Genomic DNA, 15,728 nt, shown 5'->3' on the forward strand with positions numbered 1-15,728 from the left:
GCCGCGATCTGAGGCACCTGCATCAGACTATGAACGTACCGAGTTACTCCGGCATCGGAATTGAGATCAGGACCGCGCCCAGCACATCATTGAGTTTGTAGTCACGCTTCGGGCTGCGCGGATCGGCGTTGTGGCCACGCTCACCGACGAGACGGCATGATGCGCCATAATGCCCCTCGTTGCACATTACGGCTTGAGCGACCGGATATAGGCCAGCAGGTCGGCTATTTGCGCCTCTTCAAACGCTCCATCAAAACTCGACATCGCCGTGCCGGGGCGCCCTTCTAGGATGGTCTTGCGCAACTGTGCATCGGTCTTCGACTGGGTCCCTTTGGCAGTCAGGTTGGCGGGCGGTGGCGTTAAATAAGCCGCCATGTCGCTGTCACCTTTGCCCGTCGGACCATGGCAGCTCTGGCAACTCTCCAGATAGATCTTCTTGCCGGCCTCGGCATTGCCTTTTGCCGCCCCCGCCATCGTCAACTCTGTCCATCCCACCATACACAGAACCGCAAACAAGCCGGGCCCTATTATTCTCGACATCCTCGTCCTCCTCTGCGTTTGACACCCTCGCTCCCGGTACATCTGACGCGTCGCGCAAGACGTTTGTCTCTTTATTTCAGCGTCATCATGTACGCCGTGATCGCATAGATATCTTCGTCCGGCAGCGGCGGCTTCGGGATATAGGCGCCGCTCTCCGGCTCGAAGTCGTTCGGATTCTGATTGAAGCGGTACACCCAATCCGCATGCAGCCGTTCATTGATCTTGATAAAGGATGTGCTTGACGTCCCTCCCGCATACCCTTTTGCCGTCTTCGCCGGCGTGAAGTGGCAGTTCTGGCAGCCATGCTCCCGATACAGCTTTTCTCCCCGAGCCAGCTGCTCCGGTGTGCCCGGCTTCATGACGCCTTCCGTGATGCGAGCATCCTTCCGTTTCGCAAGAAACCCTGCCACCGCCTTCGCCTGATCGGGAGGCAAAGCGAGATGGCGTTTCTTGCGCTCCGGGCGAAAGTCGTAGCCGACGGGGTAATGTTTGAAGTCGGGATTCTGGAGCCACGCCATCAGCCAGTCCTGCTGATACTTATTTCCAGCCCAGATAAGATCCGGCGCCTTCTTTGTTTTGCGCGGGGCGGGCTTCCCTTCAATCCGATGACATTGCACGCACAGCGACTTCACGATCTGTTCTCCGGGATCCGCCGCAAGCCCTATTCCGAACTGGGCCACAACCAGCACCGCTGCGAGCCAGGCCCCAAGCATCCATCTGATAGTCACACCACCCCTCTTAGCTCTCCACACCCGGCGGCGCCGCAGCCCATCGACTGCGGCGCCGCCAAGCACACGCCGGTCGCGCGATTACATTGCCGGATTCTCGATATCGACGCCCAATCCGATCCATGCCCGCAGAATGTCGTGGCGGGTGATCGAATGCGTCACCTTTCCGTTGCGTTGAACCGGAAGGTTCAACAGCCGCTTCTCATCCATCAGCTTGAGGGCGTCTTCGATGCTCGTCTCATCGGTCACCGCAATTCGATCCTTCCCCATGACGTCTCCGGCTGTCAGTTGATTCAGATCCTTCTCCGCGCTCAGCGCGCGCAAAATATCGAACTCGCTCACGAAACCGATAAATTGTCCCGCATCATCGACAACCGGCGCACCCGGTGTATGCGTCGTCAGCAGTTCCACCGCCACGCCCATCGCATTGTGAGTCCGGCCAAATACGAGATCGTTCGTCGCATGCACCTGCCCCACTGTCTTGAAGCCTCCGACAGGAACGCCCGGTCTGGATAACGTAGACATGAACCCCTCCTTGGTGTTGGTGAATGAAGAAACGGGCACTCTTGAATCCTCTCAAATGCCCTGCCTATTTATGTGAGGCTTCGAGGTTGAATAGGATTCGCACATCGCCTGCACAATCACTCGATAGGCTGACAATTTGGAGAGAGCGCAAGAGTCATACCTCTCTCTGTGCGTAGGCTTCATAGAAGAGCACCTGAACCCAACTACTTGATTGAGCTGATTATGAGAGAGAGAGAGTAGCGCTATGCAATGGCGTGCAGCTTATTGCCCCAGACGCGAGGCTATCGATGGCGCAAAGATACTCATCAGGTCGGCATCAGATGCGGTGAAACGCTACGATATCTGTCTTGGATGCGACTGCTGAATGACTGCAAGGAAGGAAACTATAAAGAGGGGCACTGCCGCTGAAAGGATTCTGACGGGCGTCGATGCGGCAACCGGAGCCGTCTCAAGAGGATGGCTCCGGCTTCACCGCAATGTTGATCTCAAGTTACCGGCTACAGGCTTCTCCCTCGCATCCGCCCATTCCACTTCTCGGGCCTCGATGCTCCATGCCGCCCATCCCTCCGCCAGGTCCCATTCCGGAGCCCATGCCTTCTCTGTGCCCCATCATGCCTGGCCCATGTTCTCCGGCAAAGCTTCGCTCGTATTGGATGATGGACCAGATCTCCTCATCGCTGAGTTGATCGCCAAATCCGATCATGGCCGTGCCGGGCGAACCGTGCTTGATGACCCAGTAAATCTCGCCTTCCGTCCGATGCCGCCAGAATCCATGGTGTTGAAAATTACGCGGCGAGGGGTCGAGACCGACTGCCGCCATGCCGTTGCCCGATCCGTCTTTGCCGTGGCAATTGAAGCAGGTGCCTTTGCCGTTGTAGAGCGCCTTGCCCTTCTCGACGATCTCGGCAGAATTCGGCAACGGACTCGCCAATGCGCGCGCCTCCGCCAGCTTGTCGGCCGGGACGCGCGGCTGCATCATAGGGCGCTCGGCCGCCGACAGGGCCGATGCACTCAAGAGACCACAAGCCAGCACAACCGTCAGCATACGTGTGATTGTCATGGTCGCAATTCTGCTCCTCATAAATCGAGCTCCACCATCTTGCGATGAAAGCGCGTGATGATATTGGGATCCGGCGTCAGACGAATCTGCGTCTCTTCTTTGCCCTTGTAGGGCAGGAGATTCAACACATACCGCAGACTCTCCAGCCGCGCGGACTGCTTGTCATTCGCCTTTACAATGATCCAGGGACTGAAGGTGGCGTGCGTCTTGCTGAACATTTCTTCTTTGTAGCGCGTGTAGGAATCCCACAGTTCCTGCGCCTTTTCATCGACCGGACTCAATTTCCACTGCTTCAGCGGATTCTGGCGGCGCGCCTCGAAACGCTTCGCCTGCTCCTCTTTGGAGATGGAAAACCAGAACTTGATGATGGTCACGCCGTCTTCGTAGAGCATATGCTCGAACTCGGTGACCTGCTGCAGGAAGCGCTGATGATCTTTTTTGCTGCAGAAGCCCATTACCGGTTCGACTACGGCGCGGTTGTACCAACTGCGGTCAAAAAACACGATCTCGCCCTTGTTCGGCAATTGCCGGATATAGCGCTGGAAATACCACTGGCCGCGCTCTTCATCCGACGGCTTAGGGAGCGCGACGACTCGCATGGCGCGAGGATTCAAGTGTTCCGTAAAGCGGCGAATCGTGCCGCCCTTGCCGGCCGCGTCACGGCCTTCGACCAGAATCGCTATCCGCTGGCCGCTCTCCTGCACCCACCGCTGCAATCGAACCAGCTCGACCTGAAGCTGCTGCAATTCCTGCTCATACAGCAAGGTCTTGCGCACTTCCTCCAGATCGACCTCTTTCCGCTTCAGGAGTGTCAACAACCCTCTTCGAGTGTTGATGCGAATCAGGTCGTCATCCGTCAACGCGTGCCCGGCGACACCGATCGCATAGGCGATCTGATCGACGGCTTTGCTCTGTCCCTGACGATAGCCATCACCTTGCCTGGGAATCGCGGTGGGAATGTCTTCCAATTCAGCAGCCAGCCGCTCTCCGTCTGTATCGGCGATGGCTTCGCCATCCCGTTCAGCCCGACGCTCTTTCCTATTCTTTGATTTGCCGGTCGACTCGTCTTCAGCAGCCATGACATCTCCCCCGCGTTAGACTCGATCTCTACGTTAGAACACGACACTGCGATCACGTTCGGCAACGGCCTTGATGTAATCCGGCATGCCTTTAATAGATGCGCCAGCAACCAAATCGGCTCCGCCGATTTGCCTCGCCACCGCACAGGCGCCGCAGACCCATATGGGAATATTTGCAGCTTGTACCCCGGCAAGCAAGTCTTTTAGCGGTGTTAGATTCACACCATGAACATGATCGGCCGTACCCTTCCGTCCCAACGTCACCGCTTCGTTCCAGAGCCAGAGCACCACGTCGTGTCCCTGCTCTTTGGCCGCTTTCGCCGCGACGAACGGGAGCGTCGCCATCGTGGGATCATCCGTGCCTCGGCTGCCTGAAATAATAAACGTCGCCATCGATGAACCCTCCGTCCCTCGTCGTTCGTCGTTCGTATCTCGCGGGCGCTATTCACGCTTCACGAGATACGAGAGACGCTTCTCCACACGTTTCCTATTTCGGCCCTTTGAACGTCGTCTTTAAATAGGCCATGACATCGGCCACGCCCTGCTGCCCGATGGTCAGGCCCCAATAGGGCATGTTGGCGGATTTGCCCATCGCCGCGCCGCCGTGATTGATCATGTTGTACAGATACTCGGTCGGCACCTCGCTGAAGTTGATATTGGCGTGGATCGCGGGTTTCGGCTCGATCGTGGCCGCAGCCGGCCCGTCGCCCTTGCCGGTCGCGCCGTGGCACTGCATACAGTACTCTTTATAAATCACTTTGCCGCGGCCGGGGCTGGCCTTGGAGAACTCCTGACTCGTCCAGGGCTCGTAGTATTTGAAGTCAGGCACGCCCTGCACCATCAAATAGCCGATCACGGCGCGAAGCTGCGGCTCCGTCGCATCGGCCAAAAACTCTCCGCTATGAGGCGTGAAGTCTTGTGGATTCTGCCCGAACCGGAACAGCCAATCCTGGTTGTATCGTAGTCCGGCCTTCTCTAACGCCGCACTCTGCTGGCCGCCGATGAGCTTCCCGTTTTCCTCGACCGTGTGACAGCCGAGACAGGCATGGGCCTTGTAAGCCATCCCGCCGAACGCCGCTTCGAACTTCGTCACTTTCGCCAAATCGAACGCCCCGACTTTTACGCGCGGATCCTTGTTGTGTTCGGCCAGGTAATCGGCAATCCCGTTGGCCTCGGCCTCCGAGACGGTCACATGCTTATGCGCTTCCTGCGATTGATCCCAGCGATACCCTTTGACATACAGGGGCGCTTCTTTGCCGGTCAGCCAGCGAATCAACCAGGCCCGGTTGTACTTGCTCCCGGCCCAGATCAGATCGGGCGCCTTGAGATTGAACCGGGAGTCAGGCTGCCCTTCCATTCGGTGACATTGGACGCAGTTCTGCTGAATCAGCTCCTTGGCCTTGGGCTGATCGGCTCCGAACAACAACCGTGGTGTAGACATCAACCCCACCAATGTCAGCAGCGCCCCTCCGACAACTACGCTCCGTCTCACGTTCATGACCGCTCCTTTCCTCTATGGTGAACTCGACTACCCGCTACTTCGTCAGTAACCACGTGTGTACGTCGGCGATATCTTGCTGACTCAACACCGATCCCCAGGCCGGCATCGGCCCTCGCCCATGCAGCACGGTCTCCCAGAACAGATCGTCATGTTTCAGAATCGGATTCTTCGCCAGCTTCGGCCCCATCCCGCCAGTCGCACCGGCGCCGTGACAGGCCTGGCAATTATGCTCGAAGATGCCCGCCCCTCTTGTCGCCACGCCGACGAGCGGACCGTTGTCCGCCGGCTCCTGCGTGAGCGGCTCCGCTTTTCTCAATTCCTGATCGAGCGGCGGGAGATGATCCGGCGCAGCCGGGTGATAACGGGCCGACAGGTACCGCACGAGCAGGTCGGCTTCATCATCGGCAATCTCCGCCCCCCAATGTTTCATCTTGTCGACCGTCGCAGCCCAGCGGTCTTTCGGCAAGCGCTGTTGAGCCACCAGATCCGGACTGTGGCACACCGAGCAACGCGCCACGATCAGCCCTTCGGCACGCGGCGCCAGCGTTGCGCTCACCGACGCCTGATCGTCTTCCTGCGCCGCCGTCAGCACGACAAGACCGGCCACTGCCAACAACACTGCACCGATGATCGCAGAGGTACGCACTATCATCATATCTGCACCGTCACAGACACACGGTCCCACCCGTTCCACAAGAACCCGCTGGGATTCCACGGACTCTCTTGGGGTTGAACCTGTCCCGCGGCATCCGTCGCACGACAAAGGATCGTCACGGCCCCGGCCCCCTTGGGCTTCCACAGGAACTGCCATTGCCGCCAGGCATAGGGCTCGTCTTCGCCGACCAGCCGCGCCGGCTCCCAGGTCTTGCCGTCATCGAACGAAAGCTCCACGGTCGCCACAGCCTCTTCTCCGCTCCAGGCCACGCCCTGCACAGTGACCGGTCCTCGCCCGACCTCATCGCCGTTGACGGGTGAAGCGATCAGTGACTTCACGACCATCGCCTCCACGGGAACCATCGACGTCCCCGGCAGGCCGGAGTTCGGTTGGATGGCCGTGACCGGCACACGATACGCCGTCTGCATGTAATACCCCTTGGCTTCGTCTGCCTGCACCGTGATCTCCGTCAACCATTTGGTACAGGAATCCGCCATCCAGCCCGGAGTAATGACTCGCAACGGCGCGCCATGCAACAACGGCAAGGGGCGTCCATTCATCTCATACGCCAGGATCGTGTCCGGATGAACGGCTTTCTCCAACGGGATGCTTCGCGTAAACAATGGAACAGAGGCCACAACCGGGCGATCAGCGCCTTGGAGTTGCACGTGCTTCGCGGCCGGCCGTAGGCCGGCTTTGGCCAGCACGTCCCGCAGCCGCACACCAGTCCATTGCGCATTGCCGACCGCGCCGCGCTCCCATTGCACACCCGGCACCTTCGGACGATGGAACGCGCGCCCGTTGCCGCTACATTGGACGACGGCCGTGATCGTTACCCGTTCAAACTCTTTGAGATCCCTGAGTGTGAGTTCCAACGGATGTTCGATCAATCCCCCGACATGCAGCCGCCAATTGGCCTCGGCAATCAATTCGGGCGCGGGCGGACCGAAATGACTTCTTACGAAAAATCGATGATTAGGGGTCACATAGGACGTGAATTCGCGCACGGGCGTTTCCGCATCGTACGGTCGCATCACGCGTACGGTCTGCGGGCCGGTTTCCGGTGACGCTGTCTGCTGGGCCAGCGCCGGTCGCATCTGACGCCAGACCGCGAGTCCGCCGATCATAGCGGCCATCCGCTTGAACAGTGTTCGACGGGAGGATGACACGGACTCGCTCATGGATGCACTCCCGTTGCATGAGGATTGAGCTGGATCGTGACGGGCGGGGCGCCGGAGAAAGATTGATGCACCGTGCACCCGTGGGCGACCTTCAACAAGCGCTCTTTCATGTCCGGCGTGAGACGATGCGGCAACCGGATCGTCAATACCATCTTCCCCACGCGATGAGGTCCCTCGGCCATCTCCCACTCGGCATCCACCCCGAGGCCGTCACGGGAAATGTCATGCCGTGCGCAGAACTGCCCGACGAAGTAACCGACGCAGCTGGCGACCGAGCCGACAAAGAGTTCGACCGGACTCATCCCCGCATCGTGGCCGCCATCTTCTTCCGGCTGATCGGTCACCACACGATGCCGACCGCTGGTGACGTCGTATCTGGTGCCACCGTGATACGCGACCGTGAGTTTCATGTCATCCGCTCCTGCGTCCTTCGTGAATGGAGAGCGCGACAGGCGCGACTCGCCAAGATGAAACTTCCAACCCGTCACGCGTTTCTCGCACGTCTCGCGCACTAGTACGGCGTATCCGCCGGTTTGCCGCCCTTTGGCCAATCGTGCTGCTTGCCGGGGAAATCAGGACGCGGCTGGCTGTTCACATAGGCCGCCACATCGAAAGCCTCATCGTCGGTCAGTGTCCAGCCCCAGCCTCTCGGCATATTGGACTTGATGAACGGCGCCGCCACCGTGATACGAGCCATCCCTGCCGCAATACTGTAGGAATGCGGACCCCAGACCGGCGGTGCGGCCATCGTCCCTTGCCCCTCCGCTCCATGGCAGAACACACACTTCGTCGCGAACTGTTTTTTCCCGTTCACGGGATCGGGAATGTGGCTGGAGGTCAGACGTGGGATCCCGCGCCATGGCACCGCACTACCCGGTGGGAGGTTTTGCGACAACCACTCGATGTAGGCCACGACGGCCTGTAACTTGGAACTATCGGAGGGAAGAGCTTTCCCGTTCATGCTGCGCTCGAAACATTCATTGATGCGATCCGCCAGCGTCATCTGCCGATCCGCTCGCGCCCGGTATTCCGGATACAACCGGCTGATGCCCACAAACGACGCGGTGTTCGGATTCAGGCCGGCATCGAGATGACAATTCGTGCAATTCAGCCGATTGCCCACGTAGGGCCGCCCGTAGTCCTGTGTATCGACCACAATCTTGTAGCCTAAGCGAATCTGCTCGCCTCGTTGATCGCCGGGGATCAGCTCAGGCGATGGCGGCGCAAACACCATATCGGCGGACGTTAACCCGTCACCCCTATGGCCGGACTCAAGAGTCGAAACGACCTTCGGGGTTGGCGTGCATCCACCTTCACCGACCAGCAATCCAACCGCAATGACGCATGTCCAGAGATATAATCGCATTGCCTCCCCGCTAGCCCTTCTTCCCAGGGGCGATCGGACAGGTATTGATCCCGAATACAGTCCAGAGCGGGCAGAATCCAATGGCCCCGGTGACTAGGGCAATGGTCCCAACCACAAGCGCCACCCCGGTACCCACCGGCGGCAATCCCGCAAAAGCTCCGATTCCCAGGGCAATGACTCCAACAACGATTCGAATGGGTCGTTCCACCCCTCCAACATTGCATGCCATCACGACACCTCCCGGTTAAGCTCGCCACTCATCGACCACTTTGCACTCGTAGGAGTCAGGATCTGCTAAAAAGATTCGCTCATTCTCAAGGCCCCTGCTTCAATGTCCGCACATAGGCCAACACATCCCAGATTTCGTCGTCTGATAACGCCGTACTCCATGCCCCCATCGCCGTGTTGGGCTTGCCATCGTGAATTCGTTTGAAGAGACTGGCATCCAAACGGGTCTGAATGCCCGGTGAGGTCAGATCGGCCGGCTTTGGAACGAGGTGAATTCCCATCGCTCCTTTGCCATCGATCCCGTGACAGCGAATACAGGTATTGGAATAGATCTCTCGACCGATCACGGCATCAGAGTCCTTCCCCGGAGCCGGAAGATCTTTCAATCCGCCACCACCGAACCCGACCGAGACTATCCCGATCACACCGATGAATATGATTCCGACAACACGCATACCACCTCTTCTGTTTACAGGAAAACTAATGCGAGCGATGTGCCATCAGTGTGAAAGTCAGGTGAGAAAACTAATCAATGATCCCAGTAGGTTAGCTTCTATACCTGAAGGACAGATAGGCGCGTGACCTTCAAGTGGCGAGAAACACCCCAGGCCAGCTTTCACACACTGTCCCAGGATGCCCCAGTTCGAGGAAATCAACGAATGGTTGGGACGAGGGTGACGTGAGCCTTCATCGAGTTCGAAATCAGGCAATTGGCTTCAGCCTTTTCGATCAGCTCCTTAGCTTTGGCGGCATCCCCACCGGCATGAAGCGTAATCACCGGCTTTAGCGTGATGGCCGTGAATTGAAACTTGCCCTCGACCAATTCCAGCTTTCCTTCAGCCGCACTCTCGTAGGAGGCAAAGGCCAGACCGGCTCGCTCCGCCACCGACAAGAACGTGGTCATCAAACAGATATTGGCAGACGCGACGAATAGATCTTCAGGCGACCAGATGCCGTCATGCCCTTTGAATTCCGGCGGCGTCGCGACCGCCACATCGGGCTTGCCCGCGCAGGAAATCACTCCTTTGCGCTGTTCCGTCCATTTCACCGCCGTGTGATACAGATAGACTTTCGGTTTCGATTCCATACTTCCTCCTAGTCCCTGCTTTCAGCCATCAGCTATAAGCCATGAGCTCTCCGCTACGGCTTGATATAGGCCCATCCCTGTTCCTGCCGCTCCATCAACCGGACCATCGCCGGAACGGTATCCCCGACTTCCGGGATCAAATCCTCACGCACGAGCTTCATCGCTTTCATCGTATTCGAACAGGCGGTATACCGCACGCCATACTCCGCCTTCAAGTCCGCCAGATCCTGCCTGAATGCCGTCGCACCCTTTGCGAGCAACGTCAGACCGGCCCCGTGAACGACCAGTTCCAACTGAAGATGTTCGCGCCCCACCTCCTGGTAGAGGTGTCGGATATTGTTCAGCGCGCCCCGCTGAACTTTCTCGTCGCCCGAGTTCAGATGCATGACGACACGATGCGTTTGATCCACCGGGATCTGCTCGCCCAAACTATGCAGAGGCATGGCGTGAAACAATAACAGCACGCCGAACAGCCCGGTCAGGACGATGGACGATTTCCACATATCTCCCCCCGTCACTTGCGATATTAGGGTGAACCGCCTGCAACCAGTCGAATTAACTGTGTCCCCGCCCAGACAAAAAACACGCCGTACACCGATCCGAAAAACCAGGGAAAGCTGACGGCGCGATGGGCCCACCACTGCCGGTGTTGACGGAACGCCCAGTTCGGCAAGAATACCGGCGGCTCGTTCAGGGGATCTTGGATAGGCAGCCTCGTCTCATGGAGCTGGTAGAGGCCCATGATCAGCTTCTGCCGATCCCAGACGGGAGACTGTTCGATCCCGCGTAATCGCCACTCCCACAAGGCATTCTGACCTGACAATCGCCCAAGCACGATCGCCATCTGGAGACACATCAACACGCCAAACGCACAGAGGAGCGCAATCAACACGGTGAACGACAACGGCAGCAATCCCCGCGAGACGATCAGGCCGATCACCGCCACGAAAATGGAATGGGCCGTCAGATAGTCGGAGAGCATCGTGTGATAGTCGCGCACCCCGGAGGTCCAGAGCATCAGCAAGCGCTCATAGGTAGGATCAAGATCGGAGCGATCCGTCGCCGCACTCATCATGGCCTCCCGTCCGCCACATACAGCCGGACCCAATCACCGACCGCATGCGTGAGAGCCACCACGCAGAGCGCAATCACGAGGTGTTCACCGATGACTTTCCAGGGCGCGATTCCTTGCGTCCTTGCGATAACAAAGCTGAGCCCTGCCAACAAGAACAGGCCCCACATGACGCTGATGAGAATGGCCTGATCGAGCGGCGCCAGCAGAACCGGGACGGCAAAGGTGAGGGCGATGACGAACTTGGCCAGAAACGTGGCCAGGGTCGATTCCCAGATCTGACTGGCCGGACTATTGTTTTTTGATTCTTCCGACACATGGATGCCGAGCGCATCCGACATGGCGTCGGCGATCGCTATCGTCAGAATCCCGCCGATGACGATGGGGCGTGAATGTGTCCCTGAATTCAATCCGACCATCAAGCCCAGCGTAGTAATGACGCCCGACGTCAACCCGAAGCTCAGCCCGGTCTTCCAAGAGACTCTCATGACATGACAGCCATTCCTTCGATCATTTCATCTTCATCGCGGAAACGTCAGGATATAGGCCAGCACATCGCGCATCGCGTCATCCGACACAGTGGACTTCCACGCGTCCATCGCCGTATTCGTCCGGCCGTCATGGATGCTTCGGAGTAACCGTGAATCGGATTTCACCAGGACCTGGCTCGACGTCAGATCCGCCACCGGTGGATCGAACTGCGTCGCGCCATCCCCTCTCCCCTGCGAGCCATGGCAGGCCAGGCAGTATTTCTCATAGACCTGCTTCCCACGATAGAGATTCACCTCGCCTGCCGCAAATCCTGGGATAGTCATCGCCAGCCACCAGCCGATCACGGCGACCACGATCATCCGCATACGGAAATCCGTCATGATCTTCTTATCCCCCACTTCTGATAGCCTGCCACTCATCTACCGATTGCACTCCGGCTGATGGCGCACACAGCTGTGGAGCCACGACGTGACCTGCGTGAGTATGGTCGCGGTTGCCTGATTCGCCGCCAACACCCCCCCGTAAGCATCCTCGCTCGGAGCCTGGGCCACCGCTTCGAAGGTCTTCGTGCTCGCGACCCGAGACTCCTTGAGATCCACGAGCTGGCTACGGAGCGTGATCCGCACGCGGCTCGGCCGTTGCAGAAACTCCTGCTGGACAGCGACCCCCGCCACATCCAACCGATAGTCTCCGCGAATGGAACTCGGCAAGGCGACGACCGTGCGCCAGTCACCGGTTCGACCGGCCGACTGCACCAGCAAAGGCGCAAACAGACGCGCGGGACTCTCGGCCCATTGATTCGTGGCGTAGTATTCCAACTCGAACTGCCGCGTGACATAGACCATCCGCTGCGTCTCGAACCCGGGCTCCGCCTGTGGCAGGCTTATCAACAAAACCGGCCCATCCACTGGAACGGGACGCCCTTCATCAAACCCTCCGTCCGCGCTCAATTGAAAGGTATGAACCGGAAGGGCATCGCCCCGAGGCGAGAAACAGCCCGATGCCGTCAATAACAGCATCATCAACACCATTCGTCCAAACCACGATTTCATCCGTGCCTCCCTATTCGCCGGGTCCGCGGCGCGGCGCCTGCTTCCCGAACACCAGCGCGTTCGGCTCCCGCTCAAGATCACGCACCACGCGATTGAGGGTTCCGGTCAATTGCCGCAGTTCACTCACCAACAGACTCGATTCTGGCAAGGTCTGGCGTGAGAACTGCTCCACTTCCGGCTTCGTCTCATGGACCAACGTCCCGACGGCCTTGCTCGTCACCGCCAACTCGTCGGTCAGTCGCTGGAGCGATGAGGCACTCTTGTTGATCCGCCCGAGCAGTAACGGCACCTGCTCGTTGAGCGACAGGGTCATCTTGGCGAGATTGTCCGCACTCTGCTCCGCGCCGGACAGCCCGCGATCCAGTTGATCCTTGTGCGCGGCGATCGTCTGCGCCACCTCGGACAGGTCTTTGAGTGTCTGCTTCAACCGGACCCGGTTCTCCTCATCCACCACTTCCGACGCCCCCTTCACCAACACATCAAGATCGGTGAGCAGTTTGGCCAGTCCTTTTTCAGATAAGAGCCGCGACATCCCCTCGTCGAGACGGAAGAACAAAGATGGCCCTGTCTTGATCACCGGATATTCCTGCCCCGGCTCGGCCTGCAGCGGAGGGGCATCGCGGCTGCCGCCGGTCAAGTTGATCGTGGCCAGTCCTGTGAGTCCCTGCGTTTCAAGAACGGCGATGGTATCCGTCTTGATCGGCGTCCCGCGCGCGATATCCAACGTCAACAGCACCTCTTCTGGATTGCTCTGGTTCAAGGTGATGGCCTTCACCCGCCCCACGTCCACCCCGCGATACTTGACCGTGGAATCCACGCTCAACCCTGCGACGGACTCCCGCATAAACGCTTCGTATCGGTCATTCACGCCGCGGTAGTCTGTCTTGCCCAGCCAGAACATGCCGATCACCATCGCCGCGCCGAGGACGACGACAAAGGAGCCCACGAGAAAATAATTCACCTTCGGTTCCATGACACCCTCATTCTACTCGCTTCCGGATCTCCTGAACGCGTCACGTGCGACGCCCTTGTTGATTCCAGGCCGCCTGCTCCTGCGCCGCGCGCCCCCGCGGGCCCTGGAAATATTCACGAATGACAGGGTCGTCGGACTGTGACAACTCCTGCATCGTCCCGACGCCGAGAACCTTTCCGTTGCCCAAGACCGCCACCCGATCGGCGATGCGCCACAGCGAATCCAGATCATGCGTCACCATGACCACCGTCAGTCCCAACAAGCGCTTCAGAGAGAGCACCAGATCATCGAATCCCGCGGCGATGATCGGATCCAGACCCGCCGTCGGCTCATCGAGGAACAACAATTCAGGATCCATCACGATCGCCCGGGCCAGCGCCGCCCGCCGCCGCATCCCGCCGCTCAGTTCGCTGGGAAACTTGGTGGCGCTGTCCGGCGGCAATCCCACCATCGCAATCTTCACGGCCACAATCTCACGGATCAGTTGCGGGCTCAGGCCCGTAAATTCCCGCAGCGGCACCGCGACATTTTCCGCCAGTGTGAACGAACTGAACAACGCCCCTTGCTGGAACATCACCCCAAACCGCCGATGGATCTGGCGACCGTCGTATTCTTCCAGCGCCCGACTGTCTAAGCCGAACAGGCGGATCGACCCGGACGAGGGCGTGAGCAGCCCGACGATTTCACGCAACAGCGTCGATTTCCCGCACCCGTTGCCGCCCGCAATCGCAAAGACTTCGCCGCGCCGGACCGAAAGGCTCACATCCGCGTGCACCACGGCCTGGCCGAACCGAGTCGCCACATGACTGACCTCGATAATCGGCGCGCTGATGTCGTCGGAACCGGCCCGTGACTCGGCGCCACTCAGTCCCCTAGTTCCCATCTTCGCTATACTCCCGCGCCAGCGAGAACGGCGGGGAAAGCGCGCCAAAAGCGACATGGGAGACCAGATCCATCAGTCCCGCGACTCACGCCTGTCCCGCCTGTCTCGCGCATCACAAATCCCACCAGTTCAGCAAAATACTACAAATCGCGTCGAACACAATGACCAGGAAAATGCTCTGCACCACACTGATGGTCGTATGACGGCCGACATCGTCCACCCCGCCGCGAATCTGGAATCCCTGGTAGCATCCGACCAGCGCAATGATGATGGCGAAGAAAGGCGCCTTGGCGATTCCGATGAAAAAGTGCCGGACTGCGACCGCGTCTTCAAAGCGCGAAACAAACTCCGTAAAGCCGACATTCAACTGGCTCGAAGCGATCAACATTCCCCCAAAGACTCCGAGCACATCCGCGTATACCGTCAGCAACGGCAAGGCGACGACTAACGCCAGCGCCCGCGGAAGGACGAGCAGCGCCATCGGCGAGATGCCCAGCGTCCGCACGGCATCCAGCTCTTCCGTCACCTTCATGGTGCCGATCTCGGCCGCATAGGCCGATCCCGACCGGCCTGCAATGAGAATGGCCACGATCAAGGGTGAGATCTCACGAAGCAACGAGATGCCCACCAGATCGACGATGAAAATGTTCGTCCCGAACTTTCGTAGCTGCTCGGCGCCCTGATAGGCGATTACCACGCCGATGAGAAACGTCAGCAAGCCCGTGATGGGCAAGGCATTCACCCCGTCGATTTGCAGCATCCGTAAGAGAGAACGCCAACGCAGCGACCCCGGTTGGCGCAGCACGCGCAGAAAAGCGACGGTGCTCTCGCCAAGAAAGGCGAGACCGCGCCTACCGGACTCCAGTTCATGCCACGCGACCCGTCCCACTCGCTCGATCCATCCCCCTTGCCCCCTTTGCCCCCCTTGCGCCGGGACCACCCCGAACGCGTTCGCCGACTGCGTCTCGACCATGTGGAGCAACGCGGCGAATTGCGCTGGCAGGCCTTGGAGCGACGCCGTTCGTCCACCCCGACCGGCCGCACGGAGACTCTGGCACAAGAGCACCGCCCCGCCTGTGTCCATCGTGGTAATCTCGCTCGCGTCGTAGATCACGCCGCCCCTCTCGGGCCAGCCGAGCGCGCCGGCTTGGCATTCGAGGTCGGCGACATTCGGCAGAACCCACCGGCCGCGGCAATACATCACATGGTCCACGCGCTCAATCGAAGCCTGCCGTTCCATCGTCATGTTCTCGTCACACCTCGCATCAACCAGCGCTGCCGTCCGGCGCATCCCCCGCGCCGCACA

General features: G+C 59.3%; 22 protein-coding genes. All 22 read right to left on the bottom strand.

The features are described 5' to 3' along the window. Positions 1–186: 186 nt before the first annotated feature. Positions 187–540 (bottom strand): cytochrome c, encoded by a 354-nt coding sequence (locus Q7U39_02440; protein MDO9116791.1) that lies wholly within the window; start codon positions 538–540, stop codon positions 187–189. Between the two features lie 71 nt (positions 541–611). Continuing rightward, positions 612–1,268, bottom strand: a complete 657-nt coding sequence (locus Q7U39_02445; GenBank protein MDO9116792.1) for a c-type cytochrome — start codon at positions 1,266–1,268, stop codon at positions 612–614. A gap of 81 nt (positions 1,269–1,349) precedes the next feature. Then, positions 1,350–1,793 (bottom strand): CBS domain-containing protein, encoded by a 444-nt coding sequence (locus tag Q7U39_02450; GenBank protein MDO9116793.1) that lies wholly within the window; start codon positions 1,791–1,793, stop codon positions 1,350–1,352. A gap of 490 nt (positions 1,794–2,283) precedes the next feature. Next, the gene (locus tag Q7U39_02455; protein MDO9116794.1) at positions 2,284–2,853 is read right to left on the bottom strand and encodes a c-type cytochrome; all 570 of its coding nucleotides are present in this window, start codon (positions 2,851–2,853) and stop codon (positions 2,284–2,286) included. A gap of 17 nt (positions 2,854–2,870) precedes the next feature. After that, positions 2,871–3,932 (bottom strand): polyphosphate kinase 2, encoded by a 1,062-nt coding sequence (ppk2, locus tag Q7U39_02460; GenBank protein ID MDO9116795.1) that lies wholly within the window; start codon positions 3,930–3,932, stop codon positions 2,871–2,873. A gap of 33 nt (positions 3,933–3,965) precedes the next feature. Then, positions 3,966–4,325 carry a DsrE family protein gene (locus tag Q7U39_02465; protein ID MDO9116796.1) on the bottom strand — a complete coding sequence of 120 codons (360 nt, stop codon included), beginning with the start codon at positions 4,323–4,325 and terminating at the stop codon, positions 3,966–3,968. 94 nt (positions 4,326–4,419) lie between these two features. Next, positions 4,420–5,430 carry a c-type cytochrome gene (locus Q7U39_02470; GenBank protein MDO9116797.1) on the bottom strand — a complete coding sequence of 337 codons (1,011 nt, stop codon included), beginning with the start codon at positions 5,428–5,430 and terminating at the stop codon, positions 4,420–4,422. Positions 5,431–5,467: 37 nt separating this feature from the next. After that, entirely contained in the window at positions 5,468–6,088 is a 621-nt protein-coding gene (locus Q7U39_02475) for a c-type cytochrome (GenBank protein ID MDO9116798.1), read from the bottom strand. After that, positions 6,085–7,269, bottom strand: coding sequence for a sulfite oxidase (locus Q7U39_02480; GenBank protein MDO9116799.1), 1,185 nt, complete (start codon positions 7,267–7,269; stop codon positions 6,085–6,087). Before Q7U39_02480 ends, Q7U39_02475 begins: the two co-directional genes overlap by 4 nt. Then, the gene (locus Q7U39_02485; GenBank protein MDO9116800.1) at positions 7,266–7,679 is read right to left on the bottom strand and encodes an OsmC family protein; all 414 of its coding nucleotides are present in this window, start codon (positions 7,677–7,679) and stop codon (positions 7,266–7,268) included. The genes Q7U39_02480 and Q7U39_02485 overlap by 4 nt, the downstream gene beginning before the upstream one ends. A gap of 101 nt (positions 7,680–7,780) precedes the next feature. Continuing rightward, positions 7,781–8,635, bottom strand: coding sequence for a c-type cytochrome (locus tag Q7U39_02490; protein MDO9116801.1), 855 nt, complete (start codon positions 8,633–8,635; stop codon positions 7,781–7,783). Positions 8,636–8,645: 10 nt separating this feature from the next. Continuing rightward, entirely contained in the window at positions 8,646–8,864 is a 219-nt protein-coding gene (locus Q7U39_02495) for a DUF2892 domain-containing protein (GenBank protein ID MDO9116802.1), read from the bottom strand. Positions 8,865–8,949: 85 nt separating this feature from the next. Next, positions 8,950–9,318, bottom strand: coding sequence for a cytochrome c (locus Q7U39_02500; GenBank protein MDO9116803.1), 369 nt, complete (start codon positions 9,316–9,318; stop codon positions 8,950–8,952). 197 nt (positions 9,319–9,515) lie between these two features. Continuing rightward, positions 9,516–9,950, bottom strand: a complete 435-nt coding sequence (locus Q7U39_02505) for an OsmC family protein (protein ID MDO9116804.1) — start codon at positions 9,948–9,950, stop codon at positions 9,516–9,518. A 53-nt stretch (positions 9,951–10,003) separates the two neighbouring features. Further along, positions 10,004–10,453 carry a DsrE family protein gene (locus tag Q7U39_02510; protein MDO9116805.1) on the bottom strand — a complete coding sequence of 150 codons (450 nt, stop codon included), beginning with the start codon at positions 10,451–10,453 and terminating at the stop codon, positions 10,004–10,006. 23 nt (positions 10,454–10,476) lie between these two features. Further along, positions 10,477–11,025, bottom strand: coding sequence for a hypothetical protein (locus tag Q7U39_02515; protein MDO9116806.1), 549 nt, complete (start codon positions 11,023–11,025; stop codon positions 10,477–10,479). Beyond that, positions 11,022–11,510 (bottom strand): hypothetical protein, encoded by a 489-nt coding sequence (locus Q7U39_02520; GenBank protein ID MDO9116807.1) that lies wholly within the window; start codon positions 11,508–11,510, stop codon positions 11,022–11,024. Before Q7U39_02520 ends, Q7U39_02515 begins: the two co-directional genes overlap by 4 nt. Positions 11,511–11,543: 33 nt before the next feature. Further along, positions 11,544–11,933, bottom strand: a complete 390-nt coding sequence (locus Q7U39_02525) for a c-type cytochrome (GenBank protein MDO9116808.1) — start codon at positions 11,931–11,933, stop codon at positions 11,544–11,546. Further along, positions 11,934–12,566 (bottom strand): ABC-type transport auxiliary lipoprotein family protein, encoded by a 633-nt coding sequence (locus tag Q7U39_02530; protein MDO9116809.1) that lies wholly within the window; start codon positions 12,564–12,566, stop codon positions 11,934–11,936. It lies immediately after the preceding gene. Positions 12,567–12,576: 10 nt separating this feature from the next. Next, positions 12,577–13,539: an MlaD family protein gene (locus tag Q7U39_02535; GenBank protein ID MDO9116810.1), complete on the bottom strand. Its 963-nt coding sequence runs from the start codon at positions 13,537–13,539 to the stop codon at positions 12,577–12,579. Positions 13,540–13,579: 40 nt separating this feature from the next. Continuing rightward, positions 13,580–14,422 carry an ATP-binding cassette domain-containing protein gene (locus Q7U39_02540; GenBank protein ID MDO9116811.1) on the bottom strand — a complete coding sequence of 281 codons (843 nt, stop codon included), beginning with the start codon at positions 14,420–14,422 and terminating at the stop codon, positions 13,580–13,582. 112 nt (positions 14,423–14,534) lie between these two features. Further along, on the bottom strand, positions 14,535–15,713 hold the full coding sequence (locus Q7U39_02545) for an MlaE family lipid ABC transporter permease subunit (GenBank protein MDO9116812.1): 1,179 nt from the start codon (positions 15,711–15,713) through the stop codon (positions 14,535–14,537). Positions 15,714–15,728: the final 15 nt, after the last annotated feature.

The sequence above is a fragment of the Nitrospira sp. genome (assembly GCA_030653545.1).
Classification (GTDB): Bacteria; Nitrospirota; Nitrospiria; order Nitrospirales; family Nitrospiraceae; genus Nitrospira_D.

Bases quoted from the DNA above. Each gene is read 5' to 3' on its own strand.
- Q7U39_02440 (MDO9116791.1), bottom strand. From the start codon at position 540: ATGTCGAGAATAATAGGGCCCGGCTTGTTTGCGGTTCTGTGTATGGTG.
- Q7U39_02450 (MDO9116793.1), bottom strand. From the start codon at position 1,793: ATGTCTACGTTATCCAGACCGGGCGTTCCTGTCGGAGGCTTCAAGACA.
- Q7U39_02455 (MDO9116794.1), bottom strand. From the start codon at position 2,853: ATGACAATCACACGTATGCTGACGGTTGTGCTGGCTTGTGGTCTCTTG.
- ppk2 (MDO9116795.1), bottom strand. From the start codon at position 3,932: ATGGCTGCTGAAGACGAGTCGACCGGCAAATCAAAGAATAGGAAAGAG.
- Q7U39_02465 (MDO9116796.1), bottom strand. From the start codon at position 4,325: ATGGCGACGTTTATTATTTCAGGCAGCCGAGGCACGGATGATCCCACG.
- Q7U39_02470 (MDO9116797.1), bottom strand. From the start codon at position 5,430: ATGAACGTGAGACGGAGCGTAGTTGTCGGAGGGGCGCTGCTGACATTG.
- Q7U39_02475 (MDO9116798.1), bottom strand. From the start codon at position 6,088: ATGATGATAGTGCGTACCTCTGCGATCATCGGTGCAGTGTTGTTGGCA.
- Q7U39_02480 (MDO9116799.1), bottom strand. From the start codon at position 7,269: ATGAGCGAGTCCGTGTCATCCTCCCGTCGAACACTGTTCAAGCGGATG.
- Q7U39_02485 (MDO9116800.1), bottom strand. From the start codon at position 7,679: ATGAAACTCACGGTCGCGTATCACGGTGGCACCAGATACGACGTCACC.
- Q7U39_02490 (MDO9116801.1), bottom strand. From the start codon at position 8,635: ATGCGATTATATCTCTGGACATGCGTCATTGCGGTTGGATTGCTGGTC.
- Q7U39_02495 (MDO9116802.1), bottom strand. From the start codon at position 8,864: ATGGCATGCAATGTTGGAGGGGTGGAACGACCCATTCGAATCGTTGTT.
- Q7U39_02500 (MDO9116803.1), bottom strand. From the start codon at position 9,318: ATGCGTGTTGTCGGAATCATATTCATCGGTGTGATCGGGATAGTCTCG.
- Q7U39_02505 (MDO9116804.1), bottom strand. From the start codon at position 9,950: ATGGAATCGAAACCGAAAGTCTATCTGTATCACACGGCGGTGAAATGG.
- Q7U39_02510 (MDO9116805.1), bottom strand. From the start codon at position 10,453: ATGTGGAAATCGTCCATCGTCCTGACCGGGCTGTTCGGCGTGCTGTTA.
- Q7U39_02515 (MDO9116806.1), bottom strand. From the start codon at position 11,025: ATGATGAGTGCGGCGACGGATCGCTCCGATCTTGATCCTACCTATGAG.
- Q7U39_02520 (MDO9116807.1), bottom strand. From the start codon at position 11,510: ATGAGAGTCTCTTGGAAGACCGGGCTGAGCTTCGGGTTGACGTCGGGC.
- Q7U39_02525 (MDO9116808.1), bottom strand. From the start codon at position 11,933: ATGAGTGGCAGGCTATCAGAAGTGGGGGATAAGAAGATCATGACGGAT.
- Q7U39_02530 (MDO9116809.1), bottom strand. From the start codon at position 12,566: ATGAAATCGTGGTTTGGACGAATGGTGTTGATGATGCTGTTATTGACG.
- Q7U39_02535 (MDO9116810.1), bottom strand. From the start codon at position 13,539: ATGGAACCGAAGGTGAATTATTTTCTCGTGGGCTCCTTTGTCGTCGTC.
- Q7U39_02540 (MDO9116811.1), bottom strand. From the start codon at position 14,422: ATGGGAACTAGGGGACTGAGTGGCGCCGAGTCACGGGCCGGTTCCGAC.
- Q7U39_02545 (MDO9116812.1), bottom strand. From the start codon at position 15,713: ATGCGCCGGACGGCAGCGCTGGTTGATGCGAGGTGTGACGAGAACATG.